This is a genomic window from Kitasatospora sp. NPDC053057 (assembly GCF_044546945.1).
Lineage (GTDB): Bacteria > Actinomycetota > Actinomycetes > Streptomycetales > Streptomycetaceae > Kitasatospora.
The window spans coordinates 1-17,544 of the sequence record NZ_JBITZP010000072.1; the positions used below are offsets into that span (position 1 = coordinate 1).

17 protein-coding genes and 1 pseudogene are annotated in these 17,544 nt (G+C 72.9%); 7 read left to right on the forward strand and 11 right to left on the reverse strand.

Going from position 1 to position 17,544, the window contains the following annotated elements; all coding sequences use genetic code 11:
- Positions 1 to 169: 169 nt before the first annotated feature.
- From ACIG5E_RS37635 to ACIG5E_RS37645, 3 genes are all read right to left on the reverse strand, one after another.
- Complete coding sequence (locus ACIG5E_RS37635; protein WP_396541517.1) at positions 170 to 967, reverse strand: DUF3710 domain-containing protein; 798 nt, start codon at positions 965 to 967, stop codon at positions 170 to 172.
- 69 nt (positions 968 to 1,036) lie between these two features.
- Complete coding sequence (dut, locus tag ACIG5E_RS37640; protein ID WP_396541519.1) at positions 1,037 to 1,504, reverse strand: dUTP diphosphatase; 468 nt, start codon at positions 1,502 to 1,504, stop codon at positions 1,037 to 1,039.
- On the reverse strand, positions 1,501 to 2,040 hold the full coding sequence (locus tag ACIG5E_RS37645) for a PaaI family thioesterase (RefSeq protein WP_396541540.1): 540 nt from the start codon (positions 2,038 to 2,040) through the stop codon (positions 1,501 to 1,503). Before ACIG5E_RS37645 ends, dut begins: the two co-directional genes overlap by 4 nt.
- Before the next feature lie 174 nt (positions 2,041 to 2,214).
- Here ACIG5E_RS37645 and ACIG5E_RS37650 point away from each other — a divergent pair, with 174 nt between their 5' ends.
- Complete coding sequence (locus ACIG5E_RS37650; RefSeq protein ID WP_396238979.1) at positions 2,215 to 2,664, forward strand: DUF3093 domain-containing protein; 450 nt, start codon at positions 2,215 to 2,217, stop codon at positions 2,662 to 2,664.
- 229 nt (positions 2,665 to 2,893) lie between these two features.
- Here ACIG5E_RS37650 and ACIG5E_RS37655 read toward each other — a convergent pair whose 3' ends face one another.
- From ACIG5E_RS37655 to ACIG5E_RS37670, 4 genes are all read right to left on the reverse strand, one after another.
- A complete protein-coding gene (locus tag ACIG5E_RS37655) occupies positions 2,894 to 3,193 on the reverse strand; it encodes a DUF4193 domain-containing protein (RefSeq protein ID WP_030057692.1) in 300 nt (99 codons plus the stop codon).
- A gap of 507 nt (positions 3,194 to 3,700) precedes the next feature.
- Positions 3,701 to 4,684 carry an acyl-ACP desaturase gene (locus ACIG5E_RS37660; RefSeq protein ID WP_396541522.1) on the reverse strand — a complete coding sequence of 328 codons (984 nt, stop codon included), beginning with the start codon at positions 4,682 to 4,684 and terminating at the stop codon, positions 3,701 to 3,703.
- Positions 4,685 to 4,949: 265 nt separating this feature from the next.
- Complete coding sequence (locus tag ACIG5E_RS37665) at positions 4,950 to 6,254, reverse strand: sensor histidine kinase (RefSeq protein WP_396541524.1); 1,305 nt, start codon at positions 6,252 to 6,254, stop codon at positions 4,950 to 4,952.
- 112 nt (positions 6,255 to 6,366) lie between these two features.
- Positions 6,367 to 7,020 (reverse strand): response regulator transcription factor, encoded by a 654-nt coding sequence (locus ACIG5E_RS37670; protein WP_030285473.1) that lies wholly within the window; start codon positions 7,018 to 7,020, stop codon positions 6,367 to 6,369.
- Between the two features lie 443 nt (positions 7,021 to 7,463).
- Between ACIG5E_RS37670 and ACIG5E_RS37675 the strand changes: the two genes are divergently transcribed.
- Complete coding sequence (locus ACIG5E_RS37675; RefSeq protein WP_030285471.1) at positions 7,464 to 7,649, forward strand: hypothetical protein; 186 nt, start codon at positions 7,464 to 7,466, stop codon at positions 7,647 to 7,649.
- A 103-nt stretch (positions 7,650 to 7,752) separates the two neighbouring features.
- On the opposite strand, the gene ACIG5E_RS37680 is transcribed toward ACIG5E_RS37675, so the two are convergent.
- On the reverse strand, positions 7,753 to 8,571 hold the full coding sequence (locus ACIG5E_RS37680) for an inositol monophosphatase family protein (RefSeq protein ID WP_396541526.1): 819 nt from the start codon (positions 8,569 to 8,571) through the stop codon (positions 7,753 to 7,755).
- 19 nt (positions 8,572 to 8,590) lie between these two features.
- Positions 8,591 to 9,733, reverse strand: coding sequence for a ferrochelatase (locus tag ACIG5E_RS37685; RefSeq protein ID WP_396541528.1), 1,143 nt, complete (start codon positions 9,731 to 9,733; stop codon positions 8,591 to 8,593).
- 130 nt (positions 9,734 to 9,863) lie between these two features.
- On the opposite strand from ACIG5E_RS37685, the gene ACIG5E_RS37690 reads away from it, so the two are divergent.
- A complete protein-coding gene (locus ACIG5E_RS37690; protein ID WP_396541530.1) occupies positions 9,864 to 11,156 on the forward strand; it encodes an MFS transporter in 1,293 nt (430 codons plus the stop codon).
- Positions 11,157 to 11,341: 185 nt separating this feature from the next.
- Positions 11,342 to 12,664 (forward strand): D-arabinono-1,4-lactone oxidase, encoded by a 1,323-nt coding sequence (locus ACIG5E_RS37695; protein WP_396541532.1) that lies wholly within the window; start codon positions 11,342 to 11,344, stop codon positions 12,662 to 12,664.
- A gap of 199 nt (positions 12,665 to 12,863) precedes the next feature.
- On the opposite strand, the gene ACIG5E_RS37700 is transcribed toward ACIG5E_RS37695, so the two are convergent.
- The gene (locus ACIG5E_RS37700; RefSeq protein WP_396541534.1) at positions 12,864 to 13,736 is read right to left on the reverse strand and encodes a hypothetical protein; all 873 of its coding nucleotides are present in this window, start codon (positions 13,734 to 13,736) and stop codon (positions 12,864 to 12,866) included.
- 516 nt (positions 13,737 to 14,252) lie between these two features.
- Between ACIG5E_RS37700 and sepH the strand changes: the two genes are divergently transcribed.
- A complete protein-coding gene (gene sepH / locus ACIG5E_RS37705; protein ID WP_396541536.1) occupies positions 14,253 to 15,332 on the forward strand; it encodes a septation protein SepH in 1,080 nt (359 codons plus the stop codon).
- 65 nt (positions 15,333 to 15,397) lie between these two features.
- Here the strand turns inward: sepH and ACIG5E_RS37710 are convergent, their stop codons facing one another.
- A complete protein-coding gene (locus tag ACIG5E_RS37710; protein WP_396541538.1) occupies positions 15,398 to 16,273 on the reverse strand; it encodes a sulfurtransferase in 876 nt (291 codons plus the stop codon).
- Positions 16,274 to 16,439: 166 nt separating this feature from the next.
- Between ACIG5E_RS37710 and ACIG5E_RS37715 the strand changes: the two genes are divergently transcribed.
- Together ACIG5E_RS37715 and ACIG5E_RS37720 are read left to right on the forward strand one after the other, a co-directional pair.
- Positions 16,440 to 17,183 (forward strand): VOC family protein, encoded by a 744-nt coding sequence (locus ACIG5E_RS37715; protein WP_396541542.1) that lies wholly within the window; start codon positions 16,440 to 16,442, stop codon positions 17,181 to 17,183.
- A gap of 87 nt (positions 17,184 to 17,270) precedes the next feature.
- Positions 17,271 to 17,544: pseudogene (locus ACIG5E_RS37720) on the forward strand (IS5/IS1182 family transposase); the annotation flags it as partial.

Consider the following 17,544-nt stretch of genomic DNA (forward strand, 5'->3'; position numbering starts at 1 on the left):
TTTCCGCTCCGTTTTCCGGAGTTTCATTCATCGGATTCGCTTTCCGCTTTGTCACCCCGGTCTCCCGCGGCGACTCCGGAACTGTACGGGCACCGGCCCGCCACATGCAAATCGCCTCCGCCCGGGCTCCGGGCGGAGGCGATACAGGCACTGGGTGATCGGGCCGGGGTCAGCGGACCTCGGTGATCTCCGGGCCGCGGGCGAACGGGTCGAGCGAGCCGTAGCGGCCCTCGCCCTCGCCGGCCGTGGCAGCAGCCCCGCCACCGTCGGCGACCATCTGGGCGTCCTCGGGAAGCTTCAGCACGATCGGGTCGCGGGGAGCCATCGGGCTCTCGCCGCGGACGACGACGGTCTGCCGGAAGACCTGCTCCAGGATGCCGGCCATCTCGGGCTGCACGGCGGCCTGGCCCGAGATCACACCGCGCAGGAACCAGCGCGGGCCGTCGCAACCGACGAAGCGCACCAGCTGCACGCCCTGGGTGCCGTCCGGGAGCTGCACCGGGACCTGGGCGCGGAGGTGCCAGCCGAGCGGGCCTTCCTCCTCGTCGACCAGGCCGCCCTGCGAGGTGATGCCGTTGGCGATCTCCTCGCGGACCTCTCCCCAGATGCCCTCCGACTTCGGGGCCGCGAAGGCCTGGAGCTGGATGGCGCTGTTGCCGAGCACGAGGGTCGCCGCGACGATCGCGTCACCCGCGACCTCGACGCGCAGCTCCATTCCCTCGACACCGGGGACCAGCAGACCCCCGAGGTCGACTCGCCCCTCCTCCGGGGTCTCCAGCTCGGTGTGGTCCCACGGGCCGTCCGGCCGCGGGGCCGGCGGCAGGCCGACCTTGTCGGCCGGGTCCAGCTCGGTCACGTTCTCGCTCTCGGCGGAACCTTCGACGTCATCGGCCGTCTCGTCGGCGCTGATGGCGTCGTCGGCGAGCTGCTCGACAGCGTCCTCGCTCTTCTGGCGACGACGGAACACGGTCACTGTCCTTCCCGGTCCAAGACCGATGCGAATACCTGCTCGGCTTCCTGCGAGGCCGCGGGAATGCTAGACCGCGGCGTGGCCACCGGTCGACCCGAACCCGCCCTCGGCGCGTGCCGACCCAGGCAGCTCGGCCACCTCGTGGAAGCGGGCCTTCTCGACCTGCTGGATGACCAGCTGGGCGATCCGGTCCCCTCGGCGGAAGCTGACCCCCTCGCGCGGGTCCAGATTGACGACGATCACCTTGATCTCTCCACGGTACCCGGCATCGACCGTCCCCGGGGCGTTCACGAGGGCAACTCCGCAACGAGCTGCCAGCCCGGAGCGCGGGTGGACGAAGGCCGCGTGGCCGTCCGGGAGCGCGATGGCGATGCCAGTGGGGAGCACCGCGCGCTCACCGGGGGCCAGCTCGACGTCGACGGTGGTCCGCAGGTCGGCACCGGCGTCCCCGGGCTGCGCGTACTCGGGCAGCGGCAGCTCGGGGTCGATGCGCCTGATCAGGACGTCCAGCTGCGGGCGGGGGGTCTCGCTCAAGGGTTCACCTCAAAGGCTCGTGCGCGCTTCATCAGATCAGGGTCGTCGAGGACCTTCTCGATGTCCTCGGGACGACCGTGCGTGGTGAAGTGTTCCAGCTTCACCTGGATGAAGAGCGCCTGAGCACGCACGGCGACCGGTCCGTCCGGGCCGCCGATCCGCGCCTCGGCGGCGCTGTAGATCTTGCGGCCGTGCACGCCGGTGATCCAGGCGCGCAGGTGCAGCACCGAGTCGACGGGCACCGGGCTGAGGAAGTCGGTCTCCAGCCGGCCGGTCACGGCGGGCGCGTGCAGCAGCCAGTTGAGCGTGCCGAGGGTCTCGTCCATCGCCGTCGTGAGGACCCCGCCGTGGGCCAGCCCGGGGCCGCCCTGGTGGACGTCCCGGACGGTGAGCTCGGCCGTGACGTCCAGGCCCTCGCCCGCGACCGCGTCGATCCGCAGGCCGCCGGGGTGCTGCGGGCCGCAGCCGAAGCAGTGCTCGTAGTGGGAGCCGAGGCGGGTGCCGGGGGCGGGCGCCTGGGGGTGGCGCTCCGGCATCACGGCGTCCGGCGGCGGGGTTGTCGGGGTCGGCGGCAACGCGGGCGCCGACCGGTCGGTGGGGGTGGTGGGGGTGGTCGTACCGGTCACGGCCCGCAGCCTACCCAGGGGTAGCAAGGCCTCCGGTGGGGGTGGCGTCCCGCGCCGGGCGTCAGGGCGCCCACAATGGAGGACATGTACGACGAACGCCTCACGGTGCCGCGCTCCTGGTGGCTGCTCCCGGTCGCAGTCGGCCTGACTCTCGCACTGATCCTCATCCGGGTCAGTGGTCTGGCCGCCCTGGTCGGCCTGGTGGTCGGCATCGCCGCCGGCGCGGTGGCGATCAGCAGCTACGGCTCGGCCCGGATCCGGGTGGTGCAGGGCTCGCTGGTGGCCGGACCGGCCCGCATCCCGGTGGACGCGCTGGGCGCCGCGCAGGCGCTGAGCCCAGCCGAGGCCGCGGCCTGGCGCGGTCCGAAGGCCGATCCCCGCGCCTTCATGCTGCTGCGCAGCTACGTCCCGACCGCGCTGCGGGTCGAGGTGAGCGACCCGGCCGACCCGACGCCCTACCTCTATCTGTCGACCCGCTCGCCGATGAAGCTGGCCGAGGCGCTGGAGGAGGCCCGGCGCGGCGCCCGCACCTAGCCGGCGCACCACGAGGGCCCCGAAAGACCGAGAGGGACGGTTCCGCTGCTGCGGGACCGTCCCTACGACTTTGTCCTGGCCGGCGCACGGCCGACCGACTCCGTCCTCCCGGGTCCGTCCTTCCGGACGGTCCGCGGACCTGCCGTCCGGCCCCGCTGCCCGGGGCCGGAAGGAGCGTTGTGCCGGTCCCGCGGGAGCCACGGGTGCCTGGCGCTGTCCGCTGCGGTGCTCAGGCGCCGCAGTCCCGGCAGATCGGGTTGCCGTTCTTCTCGCTGTAGAGCTGGCTGCGGTGGTGGACCAGGAAGCAGCTCATGCAGGTGAACTCGTCTGCCTGCTTGGGCAGCACCCGAACCGCGAGCTCCTCGTTCGAGAGGTCGGCGCCGGGAAGCTCCATGCCCTCGGCGGCGTCGAACTCGTCGACGTCGACCGAGCCGCCGCCCTTGTCGTTCCGACGAGCCTTGAGCTCCTCGATGCTGTCCTCGTTGAGCTCGTCGTCGGTCTTGCGTGGGGTGTCGTAGTCGGTTGCCATTTTTCGCTCTCCCCCTCCGGGTTTGTGCGGTGTGTGCGGTATCTCCAGCGCACGTAACGCATGGGGGGTCGGTCTTGTGCCCGACCCGAGGCGGAGATTTTGCCTTACTTCAAGCCCCGTTACTCAATCGACACTCAGCCAGGGCTCCGTTGGGGTGATCCTCCAGGGTGCGAACGGCCTCACGCTGGGCCATCGTCGACCCGTCGCGCGCCCGTCTTTCCAGCGACTCACAGTGAGCGGAAGCCGTACTGGTGTCTGCGAAATCCCTTGCCCACCAGGGACGCCGACCAACCCCGCGATCCGGCGGCAGACCGGATTCCGGTCACGGACGGCGATCGGCACCCCCGATGGGGTGATCACTCTCCGGGGTTGCCCGACATCGCGGAGCGACACGGTATGAGCTTGGTCACGTTCAGAATCTTCCGGGACAAATCCCGGAAAATCCACCCACTCCGTCCCCTCGGTAAGGGGGCGCGACCACCCGGCGGGAGCGCCCCCACGGGTGCTCTAGCCGGCGTTCCGGCGGGCCTCCCGGCGCGCCAGCAGCGCGGCCTGGCGCTCCTCGAACTTGCGCGCCTGCGCGTCCAGGCCGTCCAGGAAGACGCCCAGCTCGTTCTGCGCCACCAGGCCCTCCGGGCCGAGGCCGCCGAACTCCATCACCCGCAGGTGGCGCAGCACCGGCTGCAGCACGTCGTCGTGGTGGATGCGCAGGTTGTACACCCCGCCCAGGGCGATCTGCGCGGCGGCGCGCTCGAAACCGGGGATGCCGTGGCCGGGCATCCGGAAGTTGGTGACCACGTCGGCGATGGCGCGCATGGCCTGGTCCGGGGCGATCTCCAGGGCGGCCTTCAGCAGGTTCCGGTAGAAGACCATGTGCAGGTTCTCGTCGTTGGCGATCTTCGCCAGCAGCTGGTCGCACAGCGGGTCGCCGGCGTACTTGCCGGTGTTGCGGTGCGAGATGCGGGTGGCGAGTTCCTGGAAGGCCACATACGCGACCGAGTGCAGCATGCTGTGCGCGTTGTCGGACTCGAAGCCCTCGGACATGTGCGACATCCGGGCCCGCTCCAGCTCGACCGGGTCGACGGCCCGGGTGGCGAGCAGGAAGTCGCGGATGGCTATTCCGTGCCGGCCCTCCTCGGCGGTCCAGCGGTGCACCCAGGTGCCCCAGGCGCCCTCGCGGCCGAACATGCTCGCGATCTCGTGGTGGTAGCTGGGGAGGTTGTCCTCGGTCAGCAGGTTGACCACCAGCGACACCCGGCCGAGCGGGGTCACCTGGGACTGCTGGACGTTCCACGCCTCGCCGTCCAGCACGCCGTCGAAGTCACGGCCCTGGCTCCACGGGACGAACTCGTGCGGCATCCACTCCTTGGCCACGCCCAGGTGGCGGTTGAGCTCCTTCTCCACGACCTCTTCGAGGGCCAGGATCAGTCGCGTGTCGGTCCAGCCGCTCGATCCGAGCGCGGGGCTGCTCTGCACAGGGGCGATGGTCACGGTCGTGCTCCTGGGGGACGGATACGCGCGGGACGGGCGCGTTGGGCGGGCAAGCGTCGTACGGAGCCGTCGTCGGGCAGATCGGCAGGCGCACTTACGGTTGCGTAGGTTACGACACCGTAAGTTGCCCGGGCCGGAAATGACAAGCCGCCCCCGCCAGGCCTTATGTCGTCTTGACAGGCCTGCCGGGGGCGGCTGAAAACGGTCGCCCACGGAACGCGCCAGCATCCGGGGCCGATACCGCGCAGAACGGCGCCAGGGGTCGCTACGGGGACGGAATCCGCACCCGCATGGTGAGTCCTCCCCCGGCGCGCGGGGTGGCCTCGATGGTGCCGCCGTGGGCGCGCACCACCGAGCGGACGATGGACAGGCCCAGCCCGACCCCCTTGTCGCTGCGGGTGCGGTCGGCGCCCTTGACCCGGCGGAACGGCTCGAAGATGTGCTCCAGCTCGTAGCCGGGCACCACCGGGCCGGTGTTGGAGACCACCAGCTCGCCACCGCCCGGCACCGTGGCGGTAGCCAGCTCGACCCAGCCGCCCGGGGTGTTGTACCGGACGGCGTTCTGCAGCAGGTTCAGCGCGAGCCGCTCCAGCAGCACGCCGTTGCCCGCGACCGCGGCCGGATCGAGCTTCGTACGCAGCTCGACCTCGCGCTTGTCGGCCTCGCTGCGGGTCTGCTCCAGCGCCCGGGTGGCCACCTCGGACAGTTCCACCGAGCGGCGGTCGGTCAGCTCGTTCTCGCTGCGGGCGAGCAGCAGCAGGCCCTCGACCAGCTGCTCGCTGCGCTCGTTGGTGGCCAGCAGGGTCCTGCCGAGCTGCTGGAGGTCGGGCGAGGCGGCCGGGTCGGAGAGCTGGACCTCCAGCAGGGTGCGGTTGATCGCCAGCGGGGTGCGCAGCTCGTGGGACGCGTTGGCGACGAAGCGGCGCTGGGAGTCGAAGGAGCGGTCCAGCCGGTCCAGCATGTCGTCGAAGGTGTCGGCGAGCTCCTTGAGCTCGTCGTCCGGCCCGTCCAGCTCGATCCGGCGGTGCAGGTCGGAGGAGGCGACGTCGCGGGCGGTGCGGGTGATCCGGCCGAGCGGGCGCAGCACCCGGCCGGCCATCGCGTAGCCGGCCGCGAAGGCGATCACGGCGAGGCAGACCAGGACGGTGAGCAGCTTGCGCAGCAGGGTGTTGAGCGCCTGGCCGGCTTGGAAGGACCTCTGGTCGTTCAGCCACTGGTCGAGCGCGGACTGGCTGGTGATGATCTGGTTGTCCTGCGTCCGGAAGGGGATGCCGCTGAACAGCAGGTGCGGCTGGCCGACCTGCTGGAGCGCCTGCTGGACGAAGAAGTACATCACCAGCAGCAGCACCACGCCGGCCATCAGGAACATCCCGCCGTACAGCAGGGTGAGCCGCATCCGGATGGTGGGCCGGAAGGGCAGCCAGGCGAGCAGGCCGTCGCCGGGGACGTAGGTCTCGGGCTGGTGCGACCGGGCCTGGCGCGGCGGGTGCACGGGCTTGGGCGGGACGGCGCGCGGGCCGCCGGCGGGCGCGCCGGAGGGCCCGCCGGCCGGGCGCGGCGGGGTGGTCATGATCGTCCTCTCGGGCGTCCGCCGGGGCGGGCGCTGGTACGGCGGGGAATCCTCGGGGGCGGACTCGTGGATCGGGCTGCAGCGATCGCCTTCCGCGGGGGTCGGGTTCCGGTCAGATCCGGTAGCCGGAACCGGGCACGGTGACGATCACCGGCGGGTCGCCGAGCTTGCGGCGCAGCGTCATCACGGTGACCCGCACGACATTGGTGAACGGGTCGGTGTGCTCGTCCCAGGCCTTCTCCAGGAGCTGCTCGGCGGAGACGACGGCGCCGCCGGCCCGCATCAGCACCTCCAGGACGGCGAACTCCTTGGGGGCGAGCTGGACGGTGCGCCCCTCGCGGATGACCTCGCGCCGGCCGGGGTCGAGCGAGATGCCGGCCCGCTCCAGCACCGGGGGCAGCGGGATGGTCGCGCGGCGGCCCAGCGCCCTTACCCGTGCGACGAGTTCGCTGAAGGCGAACGGCTTCGGAAGGTAGTCGTCGGCGCCGATCTCCAGGCCCTCGACCCGGTCGCTGATGTCACCGGAGGCGGTCAGCATGATCACCCGGGTGGCCAGGCCCTGCTCGACCACCTTGCGGCACACGTCGTCGCCGTGCACCAGTGGGAGGTCGCGGTCCAGGACCACGACGTCGTAGTCGTTGACCGCGATGCGCTGGAGCGCGGCCTCCCCGTCGTACACCACGTCGACGGCCATCGCCTCGCGGCGCAGGCCGGTCGCGACGGCCTCGGCAAGCAGCTGCTCGTCCTCGACGACGAGAACCCGCACGGTCGTTGTCCCTTCTCCAGGCCGGCCCCGGAAGCGGACGCACGGCTCCGACGGTGCCTCCATCCTGCCTGGTCCTGCGGTAAAGCAGCGATAAGCTGCCCCCCTGGCAGGGAACCGGACCCCGCGGCGGTGACCGTTCGTGTCGGGAACGCTCCGCTTGGACTGTGACACGGGCAACTTTCTTCCGCCCGGAGGTTTCCCGGCCCCCGGGGTGGGGAGGACAGCTGCACACCCGCGATCTGGCTGTTGGCCGATCGCACCCACCCGCCGTGCGTTCATCCGCGCCGGCCCTGGGGCTGGGGCGTCACCGGGAGCGGCCGTAGGCCGTCTCCGTGCCCGACCGGAGATCCACCACCTGTCGGCTCGGGCGCATTCACCGGCTGGACCCTCCCCGGGGCGGAGAGCGCACGACCGTGCACGTCCGACACAGTAAGGGGGCCCGTATGGACGCCTTCAAGGCCGGAATCCTGCAGCGCATAGCCAACGCCGAGCAGGACCTGCACCGCGCGATCGAGGCCGGGGACGAGTTCCTCGCCGAGGTGGAGCAGTCCGAGCTGGACGATCTCCGTCGTCTCGCCGCCGAGCACGGTGTGGACACCGTGCTGGACCGCCACCGCACCGCCGCCTGACCCGACGCCGGTACTCCGGCACCAGCGGCCCTGCGGGGGCCGTGCGAAACCGCAAGGCCCTGGCATCCCCCGTGTGCCAGGGCTCTTCTCTTGTCCGGGGGCCTCAGTCCGCCCAGGCGCGCAGCGCGGCCAGCCGCTCCTGAAGCGGCTCGTAGACGCCCGGGGCGGCGGCCACGGTCAGCTCGCCGTCCGGGCCGTGGCCGGGGCGGCCGCCGACCAGGGCGCCGGCCTCGGCGGCGATCAGGCAGCCGGCCGCCCGGTCCCAGGGGGCGAGGCCGCGCTCGTAGTAGCCGTCCAGCCGCCCGGCGGCCACGTCGCACAGGTCCACCGCGGCCGCCCCGCCCCGGCGGACGTCCCGCACCTCGGGCATCAGTGCCAGCAGCACCTCGGCCTGGCGCACCCGCACCGGCTGGACGTAGTTGAAGCCGGTGGCGATCAGCGCCTGGCCCCAGGGCGGGGCCGGGCGGGCCGAGACCGGGCGGCCGTCGAGGCGGGCGCCGCGGCCCAGCACGGCGTGGAACAGCTCGCCCCGCGCCGGGGGGTACACCACCCCGACGACGGCTCGGCCGTCCACCTCGGCGGCCACGCTGACCGCCCAGGACGGCAGCCCGTACAGGTAGTTGACCGTGCCGTCGAGCGGGTCGACGATCCAGCGCACCCCGCTGGTGCCGGGGCGCTCGGCACCCTCCTCGCCGAGGTAGCCGTCCTCGGGGCGGCGGTCGGCGATCAGCTCCACGATGAGCTTCTCGGAGGCGAGGTCCATCTCGGTGACCACGTCGACCGGGCTGCTCTTGGTGCCGGCCACGCCGAGGTCGGCGGGGCGGCCGTCGCGCAGCAGGGCGCCGGCCTGCCGGGCCGCGTCCAGGGCGACGTCGAGCAGGTCGTCGAGGAGCCCGTCGATGGGCGGGGCGGTGGTGGGCACGGGGGTTCTCCTCCTGGGGTCAGCGCTCGGCGGCGGCCGGGCGGGGGGCGCGCGGGTTGGGGCAGCAGGCCACCGCGCACACGTCGTGGCTGGGGCCGAGGGCGCCGAGGGCGCAGCGGGTCACGCTCTCGCCGCGCTCGGTGGCGGCCCGCTCCAGGACGAGCTCGCGCACCGCGGCGGTGAACCGCGGGTCGGCGCCGACGGTGGCCGCACGGGCGACCGGCAGGCCCAGTTCGGCGGCCTTGGCGACGGCCTCGGTGTCGAGGTCGTACTTGACCTCCATGTGGTCGGAGACGAAGCCGATCGGGACCATCACCACGGCCGGCGCGCCGTCGGCGTGCTGGGCCTCCAGGTGGTCGCAGATGTCCGGTTCCAGCCACGGGATGTGCGGGGCGCCGCTGCGGCTCTGGAACACCAGCTCCCAGGGCCGGTCGGCCACGCCGGTGCGCTCGGCGACGGCCGCGGTGATCAGCCGGGCCACGTCCAGGTGCTGGGCGACGTACGCGCCGCCGGGCGTGCCGCGGGCGGGGTCGTCCGGGGCGCCGGAGGTCTCGGCCATCGCGTCCGGGATGGAGTGGGTGGTGAAGGCCAGCCGGGCGCCGGGGCGGACGGCCTCGGGCAGCTCGGCCAGGGCGGCCAGGGTGGCGTCGATCATCGGCTCGACGAAGCCGGGGTGGTTGTAGAAGTGCCGCAGCTTGTCGACGGTCAGCGCCGGGCGGCCCTCCTCGGCGAGGACGGCCAGCGCGTCGGCCAGGTTCTCCCGGTACTGGCGGCAGCCCGAGTACCCGGCGTAGGCGCTGGTGGCGAGCACCGCGATCCGGCGGTGGCCGTCCGCGGCCATCTCCCGCAGGGTGTCCACCAGGTACGGGGCCCAGTTCCGGTTGCCCCAGTAGACCGGCAGGTCCAGCCCGTGCTCGGCGAAGTCCTTGCGCAGGGCGGCGAGCAGCTCCCGGTTCTGCTCGTTGATCGGACTGACCCCGCCGAACAGGAAGTAGTGCCTGCCCACCTCCTTCAGCCGTTCCTTGGGGATGCCGCGTCCCCGGGTGACGTTCTCCAGGAACGGGACGACGTCCTCGGGGGCCTCGGGCCCGCCGAAGGAGAGGAGCAGCAGGGCGTCGTACGGGGCGGCGCCGGAGGGGGAGGGTTTGCGCGCGTCGGACATGGGACCGATCCTGCCACTGAGGGGCCGGGCTCCGGCGCCGGGGCCGCGTGGCTGTCCGGAAAATACCGTTTGCCAACGTACGTAAGCTGTGTTGACCAGCCTTGTTCCTTACCCCCCGCCCGGAGCTCCCGTGCTGTCCAGCTACCGCCGAATATTCGCCGCGCCCGGCACCGTGGCCTTCTCCTCCACCGGCTTCGTCTCCCGACTGCCGATCTCCATGACCGGCATCGGCATCGTGACCATGCTGTCCCAGCTGCGCGGCTCTTACGGCGTGGCCGGCCTCGTCTCGGCGACGCTGGCGGTCTCCGCCGCGATCCTCGGCCCGCAGGTCTCCCGGCTGGTGGACCGGCTCGGGCAGGCGAAGATCATCGTCCCCGCCATGGCGATCACCATCGGCGCCGTCGTCGGCCTGCTGCTCTGCGCCCGGCTGAACGCCCCGGACTGGACGCTGTTCGTCTTCGCCGCCGGCATGGGCGTCATGCCGAGCACCGGTGCGATGGTCCGCGCCCGCTGGGCGCACCTCTACCGCGAGGACGCCGGCAAGCTGCACACCGCCTACTCCTTCGAGGCCGTCGTCGACGAGGTCTGCTTCATCGTCGGCCCGATCCTCTCCATCGGCCTGGCCACCTCCGTCTTCCCGGAGGCCGGCGTGCTGCTCGCCGGGGTCTTCCTCGCCGTCGGCGTGCTGCTGTTCGCCGGACAGCGCTCCACCGAGCCGCCGGTTCACGAGACCGCCAAGCACGAGGGCCGCTCGGTCATCCGCAACCGCGGCCTGCAGGTGCTGATCCTCACCTTCGTCGCCACCGGCGCGATCTTCGGCTCGGTCGAGGTGGTCACCGTCGCCTACTCCGAGGCCCAGGGGCACAAGTCGATCTCCAGCGTGATCCTCGCCCTGTGGGCGCTCGGCTCCTGCCTGGCCGGGGTGGTGTTCGGCGCCCTCAAGCTCACCGGCTCGATGGCCGTGCGCTTCTTCCTCGGCGTGCTGTTCATGGCGCTGAGCATGGTGCCGCTGCTGCTGGTCGCCCACGCGGTGCACGGAATCGGCGGGCTGGTCGCGGTCGGCGTCGCGCTGCTGGTCGCCGGCATCGCCATCTCCCCCACCCTGATCACCGCGATGGCGCTGGTCGAGCGGCTCGTCCCGGCCTCCCAGCTCACCGAGGGCATGACCTGGACCACCACCGGGCTCGCCCTCGGCGTCGCGGTCGGCTCCTCCGCCGCCGGCTGGGTCGTCGACGCCTCCGGCGCCGCCGCGGGCTACACGGTGCCGCTGGCCGCCGGTGTGCTCGGAGTCCTCTCCGCCCTGGCCGGCCTCGGCCGCCTGCGCGCCGGACTCACCGCCGAGCAGCCCTCCGCGCCGGCCGCCGGATCGGCTTCCGGATGGGCTTCCGGATCGGTCGATCGACCCGTAGACGCCGAACGGTGAACTGACTAATCTCTCGCCCTACCCACGGCCCTACCCATGGGTAGGGCCTGTCTCTTGGGTTTTGTCGCCGAGGTGCGTGCTCCGGCGTCGCGGCCCCGGCAAGGGCCCAGGAGACAGGCCCTGAGGGCGGCTGCGCCGCCGCAGATGCGCCGACCTCGTTCGGCCACGGAGCAGGAGGCAGCGCAATGCCCCAGGCCAGCACCGCGACCCGCACCCGGTGGACCAACTGGGCCGGCAACCAGAGCGCCCACCCGGCCCGGACCGCCACCCCCGGCACCGCGGAGGAACTGGCCAAGGAGATCCTGCGCGCCGCCGAACAGGGCCGCAGCGTCAAGGCCGCCGGCTCCGGCCACTCCTTCACCGCGATCGCCTCGCCCGGCGACGGCCTGCTGGTCCGCCCCCACGCGCTCACCGCCGTCCGCGAGATCGACCGCGAGGCCGGCACCATCACCGTCGAGTCCGGCCTCCCGCTGAGCCGCCTCAACCGGATCCTCGCCGCCGAGGGCCTCTCCCTCACCAACATGGGCGACATCGAGGTCCAGACCGTCGCCGGCGCCACCAGCACCGGGACCCACGGCACCGGCCGCGACTCCGGCTCGCTCGCCGCCCAGATCCGCGCCCTGGAGATCGTCCTCGCCGACGGCACCGTCCGGCGCTGCTCCCCCACCGAGAACCCCCGGCTCTTCCAGGGCGCCCGGCTCGGCCTCGGCGCCCTCGGCGTGATCACCGCCCTCACCTTCGGCGTCGAACCGGCCTTCCTGCTCACCGCGCACGAGCAACCGATGGGCTTCGACGAGGTGCTGGAACGCCTCGACGACCTCACCGCCGTCAACGAGCACTTCGAGTTCTACTGGTTCCCGCACACCGACCGCTGCTCCACCAAGCGCAACAACCGCAGCCAGGGCCCGGCCGCCCCGCTGCCCCGGTTCAAGGGCTGGTTGGAGGACGACTTCCTCTCCAACACCGTCTGGGAGGGCGCCTGCCGGGTCGGCCGCCGGTTCCCCGGCTCCATCCCCACCATCGCCTCGCTCGCCAGCCGCGCCTGGTCCGACCGCAGCTACACCGACACCGCCCACAAGGTGTTCACCAGCCCGCGCAAGGTCCGCTTCGTGGAGATGGAGTACGCCATCCCGCGCGCGGCCGTCGCCGAGGTGCTGCGCGAGCTGAAGGCCCTGGTCGAAAGCTCGGACTGGAAGGTCAGCTTCCCGGTCGAGGTGCGCTTCGCCCCCTCCGACGACCTCTGGCTGTCCACCGCCTCCGGCCGGGACAGCGCCTACGTCGCCGTCCACCTCTACCGGGGCACCCGCGACCAGGGCTACTTCACCGGCGTGGAACAGCTGATGACCGCCCATCAGGGCCGCCCCCACTGGGGCAAGCTGCACACCCGCGACGCCGAGTACCTGGCCGGCGTCTACCCGCACTTCGGCGACTTCACGGCGCTGCGCGACGAGGTCGACCCGCAGCGCCTCTTCGGCAACGACTACCTGCGGCGCGTGCTGGGGGCCTAGGGTCCGTCTTCAAACTCCCGTCGTCCGCCCGGAGGGCGGGCGGGGCGGCGTTGGGGTGCGTGCATCGCAAGGCGGAGGAGGGAGCCACTGCGGTGGGGGCACCTCCCGGCCGAAGGCTGGGGGCCATTGGCGACCGACGACAACGCGGCGAGGCGCGTGCCCCGGCGTCGCCCCGCAGACGCGAGTTTGAAGACGGACCCTAGTTTCCCGGGGCCCCCGCAGCCGACGGCGGGGTCACCGTCGCCTGCGCCGGGACCTCGCCGGGCACGGGGGGCTGCGACGTGGCGCCGCCCGTGGGCTTGGTGTCACCGCCCGCCGACGGGGACGCGCCGGCCGAGGGGGTCGTGCTCGGGACGGCCGAGGGCGAGGCGGCGCCGCCGTGCTCGCCGGTGCCGGCGCTCGGGGTCGCCCCCGGCTCGCGGCTCGGCCGGGTGGTCGCCGGGGCCGAGGCGCCGCCGGAGGGCGTGGCCTCCGGGCCGCGCCCGCCGCCCCCGGTGGCCGGCCGGTCCGCGGGGGCGTCCTGCTGCGTGGACGACTTGGGCGCCACCGCGCCGCCGAAGGACGTCCCGTTGCCGGACTCGCCCTTCACCGTCGCCGACACCGGCTGCCCGGTGGCCAGCTCGAACGCCACGATCGGCGTCATCGCCAGCACGAACACCAGCCCGGACATCGCCGCGTAGGTCTTCCAGCCCCACCGCCGACGCGCCCGGACCACCTGCGGCTCGTTCCACTCCGAGGTGATCACCGGCGGCCCGGCCGGCTCCCGCCCGGCGCGCTCCGGCCCCACCGGCACCTGGCGCAGGGTGTTCACGGTCTGGTTCGGCCCGCGGTCCACGGCCTCGCGCAGTTGCTGGCCGGTCCTCCTGAACACGTGCTGGAACACCGCGCCGCCGGTGGTGGCGCCGACGCTGACCACCGCCGCGCCCATGATCGTGCCGTACACGCCGAGTTCGGAGGCGAGCAGCGCGCCCACCACCGCGGCCAGCGCACTCGCCGCGACCTGAGCCACACTCAGATCGATCCGCTTGCGCTCCTCCTTGCCGCCCTCCTCGGCGGAGCTCCGCTCCGGCATCAACATCCCTCGGTCCGTACGACTCTTACTCGAACAAGCCACTCCATCTTGCCCAAAGAAGGACACAAGGGACGAAAATGCGGTTCCGCGCGCCCGGATTGTGTGAAGATGATCACCGTCCATCCGGCGGTGGTCCGCCATTGGGGGCGCGCGCTCTTGAGATTCCCGTGAATCGCGGGAGACTTGAGCGGCGAGCCGCCCCTCCGGATGCCACGAATGGAGTACTGTTCGTAAAGCCCGAGCCTTGGGTCGACTTGTCGACTGTGCCTTCACCGGCAGCTTGACGAAGAGCCACTGAACGGGCACGCACGGCGACGCCGGTCCCGGATCGTCGCGAACACTCCGCGTGCGAGGACGGCCGGGACCCCAGGCGCGACGTCGACGGATGACGTGGCAAAAAGGCAACCGTGCCACATTGGTGTGCCCGGGCGTAAGCCCGACACGCCGGGGAACTCAGCAAGGTTGTGGCCAGTCGCGAGTGGGCAGGCCACACTCAGTACGGGAGCAGCGACGCAGGTGACGTCGGCAGGCACCACCCGGGAGGTAACCGTGCCCGAACTGCGGGTTGTGGCCGTCAGCAACGACGGCACACGGCTGGTGCTCAAGGCTGCCGACAGCACGGAGTACACCCTCCCCATCGACGAGCGGCTGCGCGCCGCCATCCGCGGCGACCGGCCGCGCCTCGGCCAGATCGAGATCGAGGTCGAGAGCCACCTCCGCCCCCGGGACATCCAGGCCCGGATACGAGCCGGTGCCTCCGCCGAGGAGGTCGCCCAGGCCGCCGGCATCTCCGTCGACCGCGTCCGCCGCTTCGAGGGACCGGTCCTCGCCGAGCGCGCCTTCATGGCCGAGCGCGCCCGCAAGACCGCCATCCGCCGCAACGGCGAGTCCCCCGGACCGCAGCTCGGCGAGGCCGTGGCCGAGCGGCTCGCGCTGCGCGGCGCCGAGAAGGACACCGAGCGCTGGGATTCCTGGCGGCGCGACGACGGCACCTGGGAGGTCATCCTCTCCTACCGTGCCGACGGCGAGGGCCGCAGCGCGTCCTGGACGTACGACCCGCCCCGGCGCCTGGTCCAGCCCAACGACGACGAGGCCCGCGCGCTGATCGGCGAGACGGTCGAGCGCGAGGAGGACTCGGTCTTCCCGTTCATCCCGCGGATCGCCCGGCTCCCCCAGGACCGGCCGCCCCGCCCGATGATCGACCGGCCCTCCGCCGACCGCATCATGTCGGCCCGCGAGGTCCGCGAGTCGCGGGAGGCCGCCGCCGAGTCCCGGGACTCGCTGACCAGCCTGCTCGACGTGGTCCCCGCCTTCCGCGGCGACCTCGCCGTCGGCGGCCCCGCCCCGATCGAACCGGTGCCCGCCGAGGTCGCCGAGGAGAGCGAGGAGCCGGCCGCGGCCGCCGCCCCGGCGGTCGGTGCGGGCTCGGCCTACGCCGACATCCTGATGCCGCGCGCCGTCGCCCCGCACCGCGAGCGCCTGGTCGGCACCACCGACCGGCAGGCCGAGGCGGACGGCGTCCGGCCCGGCCGCCGGGCCACCGTGCCCAGCTGGGACGAGATCGTCTTCGGCAGCCGGCGCAAGAAGCAGGAGTAGCGGTCCCCGACTAACGTCGAAGGGGCGGGAGGCCGAGCCTCCCGCCCCTTCGACGTGTCCGGGGCTCAGCCCGGCTGACCGGTCACCGCCACCGGGCGGCTCTCGTCACTCGACCACTCGCTCCACGAGCCCGGGTACAGCGTGGCGTCCAGGCCCGCCGCCTCCATCGCCAGGATCTGGTGCGCCGCCGTCACGCCCGAACCGCAGTACACCGCGGTCCTGCGCTCCCCCGCGCCGAACGCCTGGAACCGGGCGAGCAGTTCGGCGACCGGGCGGAACCGCCCGTCCGGGCGCACGTTCTCGGAGGTCGGCGCCGACACCGCGCCCGGAATGTGGCCGGCCCGCGGATCCACCGGCTCGGTCTCGCCCCGGTAGCGCTCCCCCGACCGGGCGTCCAGCAGCAGACCGCTGCGCGCCCAGTCCGCGGCACCGTCCGCGTCCACCGTCGGCAACTGCCCCGGCACCGGCTTGAAGTCGCCCGCCGCGGGCTCCGGCAGCTCGGCCGTCACCGGCAGCCCCGCTGCCTGCCAGGCCGCGAAGCCGCCGTCCAGCACCCGGACGTCCCGGTGCCCGGCCCAGCGCAGCAGCCACCAGGCCCGGGCCGCCGCCATCGAGGCGGCCCCGTCGTACACCACGACCGGGCGCCCGGCGCTCACCCCGAAGCCGCGCATCGCCGCGCCGAACTCCTCCGGATCCGGCAGCGGGTGGCGCCCGCCGTGACCGGGGGCACCGGGCGGAGCCGCGAGGTCCCGGTCCAGCTCGACGAAGTGGGCACCGGGCAGGTGCCCGGCCCGGTACTCCTCGGCCGCGGTCGGGCCGCCCGGTGCGGCGCCGACCAGTTGGTAGCGCACGTCCAGCAGCACCGGCGGACGCTCGGAGGCGAGCGCCTCCCCCAGCTCGGCGGCGGAGATCAGCGGGGAACCGTCGTTGAAGGTCGTCATGTCGGCCATTGTCGCGCAGCGCGCCCGAACCACGGCTCTTTGTGCGCTCTTTGCCGGACTTTCCGCGCGGGTCGAGGGTTGGGCGCGCGCCAGGGTGGAAGCATCACCCTCGCGCGCACGGATTTCCGTGCGCCAACCACCCGTGAGGAGGCCCGCATTGCCCGCGGTGGAACTCCGACTGGCCCAGGGCACGCCCTGCTGGGTCAGCCTGCTGACCCACGACCTGCCCGGCGCCCGCGCCTTCTACGGCGAACTGCTCGGCTGGACGTACTCCCCCGGGCCCAGCCAACTCGGCGCCTACGTCCGGGCCGAGGTCGACGGGACACCGGTCGCCGGCCTCGGCGTCTCCACCGCCACCGGCTTCCCGGTGCAGTGGACCACCTACTTCGCGGTGGACGACGCCGACCGCACCACCCAACTGGTGCGCGAGTGCGGCGGCACCGTCGCGGTCGGGCCGCTGCAGGCCGAACGGGCCGGGCGGATGGCCATCGCCTCCGACGTCTCCGGCGCCGTCTTCGGCCTCTGGCAGGGCGAGGAGCACCTCGGCCGGGAGGCCGGGGCGGAACCCGGCGGCCCCGCCTGGGCCGAACTGCTCACCCCGGACGCCGACGGCGCCGCCACCTTCTACGGCTCCGTGCTCGACCGCCCGGTGCGGCCCGCCGTCGGCGGCTCCGCCCTGCTGGTGCACGGACGCCCGGTCGCGGGCATCCGCCACCACGCCGACCTGCGCGGCCACCCGCCGCGCTGGCGCACCCACTTCGCGGTCAGGGACGCCGCGCTGACCGCCCGTCACACCATCGAACTCGGCGGCCGCGTCCTGGTCGAGCCGCACGATACCGACCGCGGCCGCGCCGCCCGGCTGGCCGACCCGCAGGGCGGGCACTTCTCGGTGCTCGAAGCCGCGGCTTAGAGCGTCCGCCAATAGGCGGTGTCAGCAGAGCAGGCACGGTTCACCCGATCATGGAGTTCTCTACGCTTCATGATCACCGGGGGATCCGTGCCTGCTGTCCCATCATGCATTCTCGACCCGATCCGAGACCAATTCCTCGCGCTGCTGCCGGTGCGTGAGGACCGGCACCCGCTCGGCTGCCACCGGCCTCGGATCAGCGACGTTGTCGTGTTCGATCGCCTGATGCAGGTCCTGGTCTTCGGCAGCGGATATGAACGGGTCGCTGACGAGCACTGCTCGGCCACTACCTTGCGCCGTCGCCGTGACGAGTGGGCCGCGGCCGGCGTGATGGACGAGCTCCACCTGATCGCGCTCGCCGCCT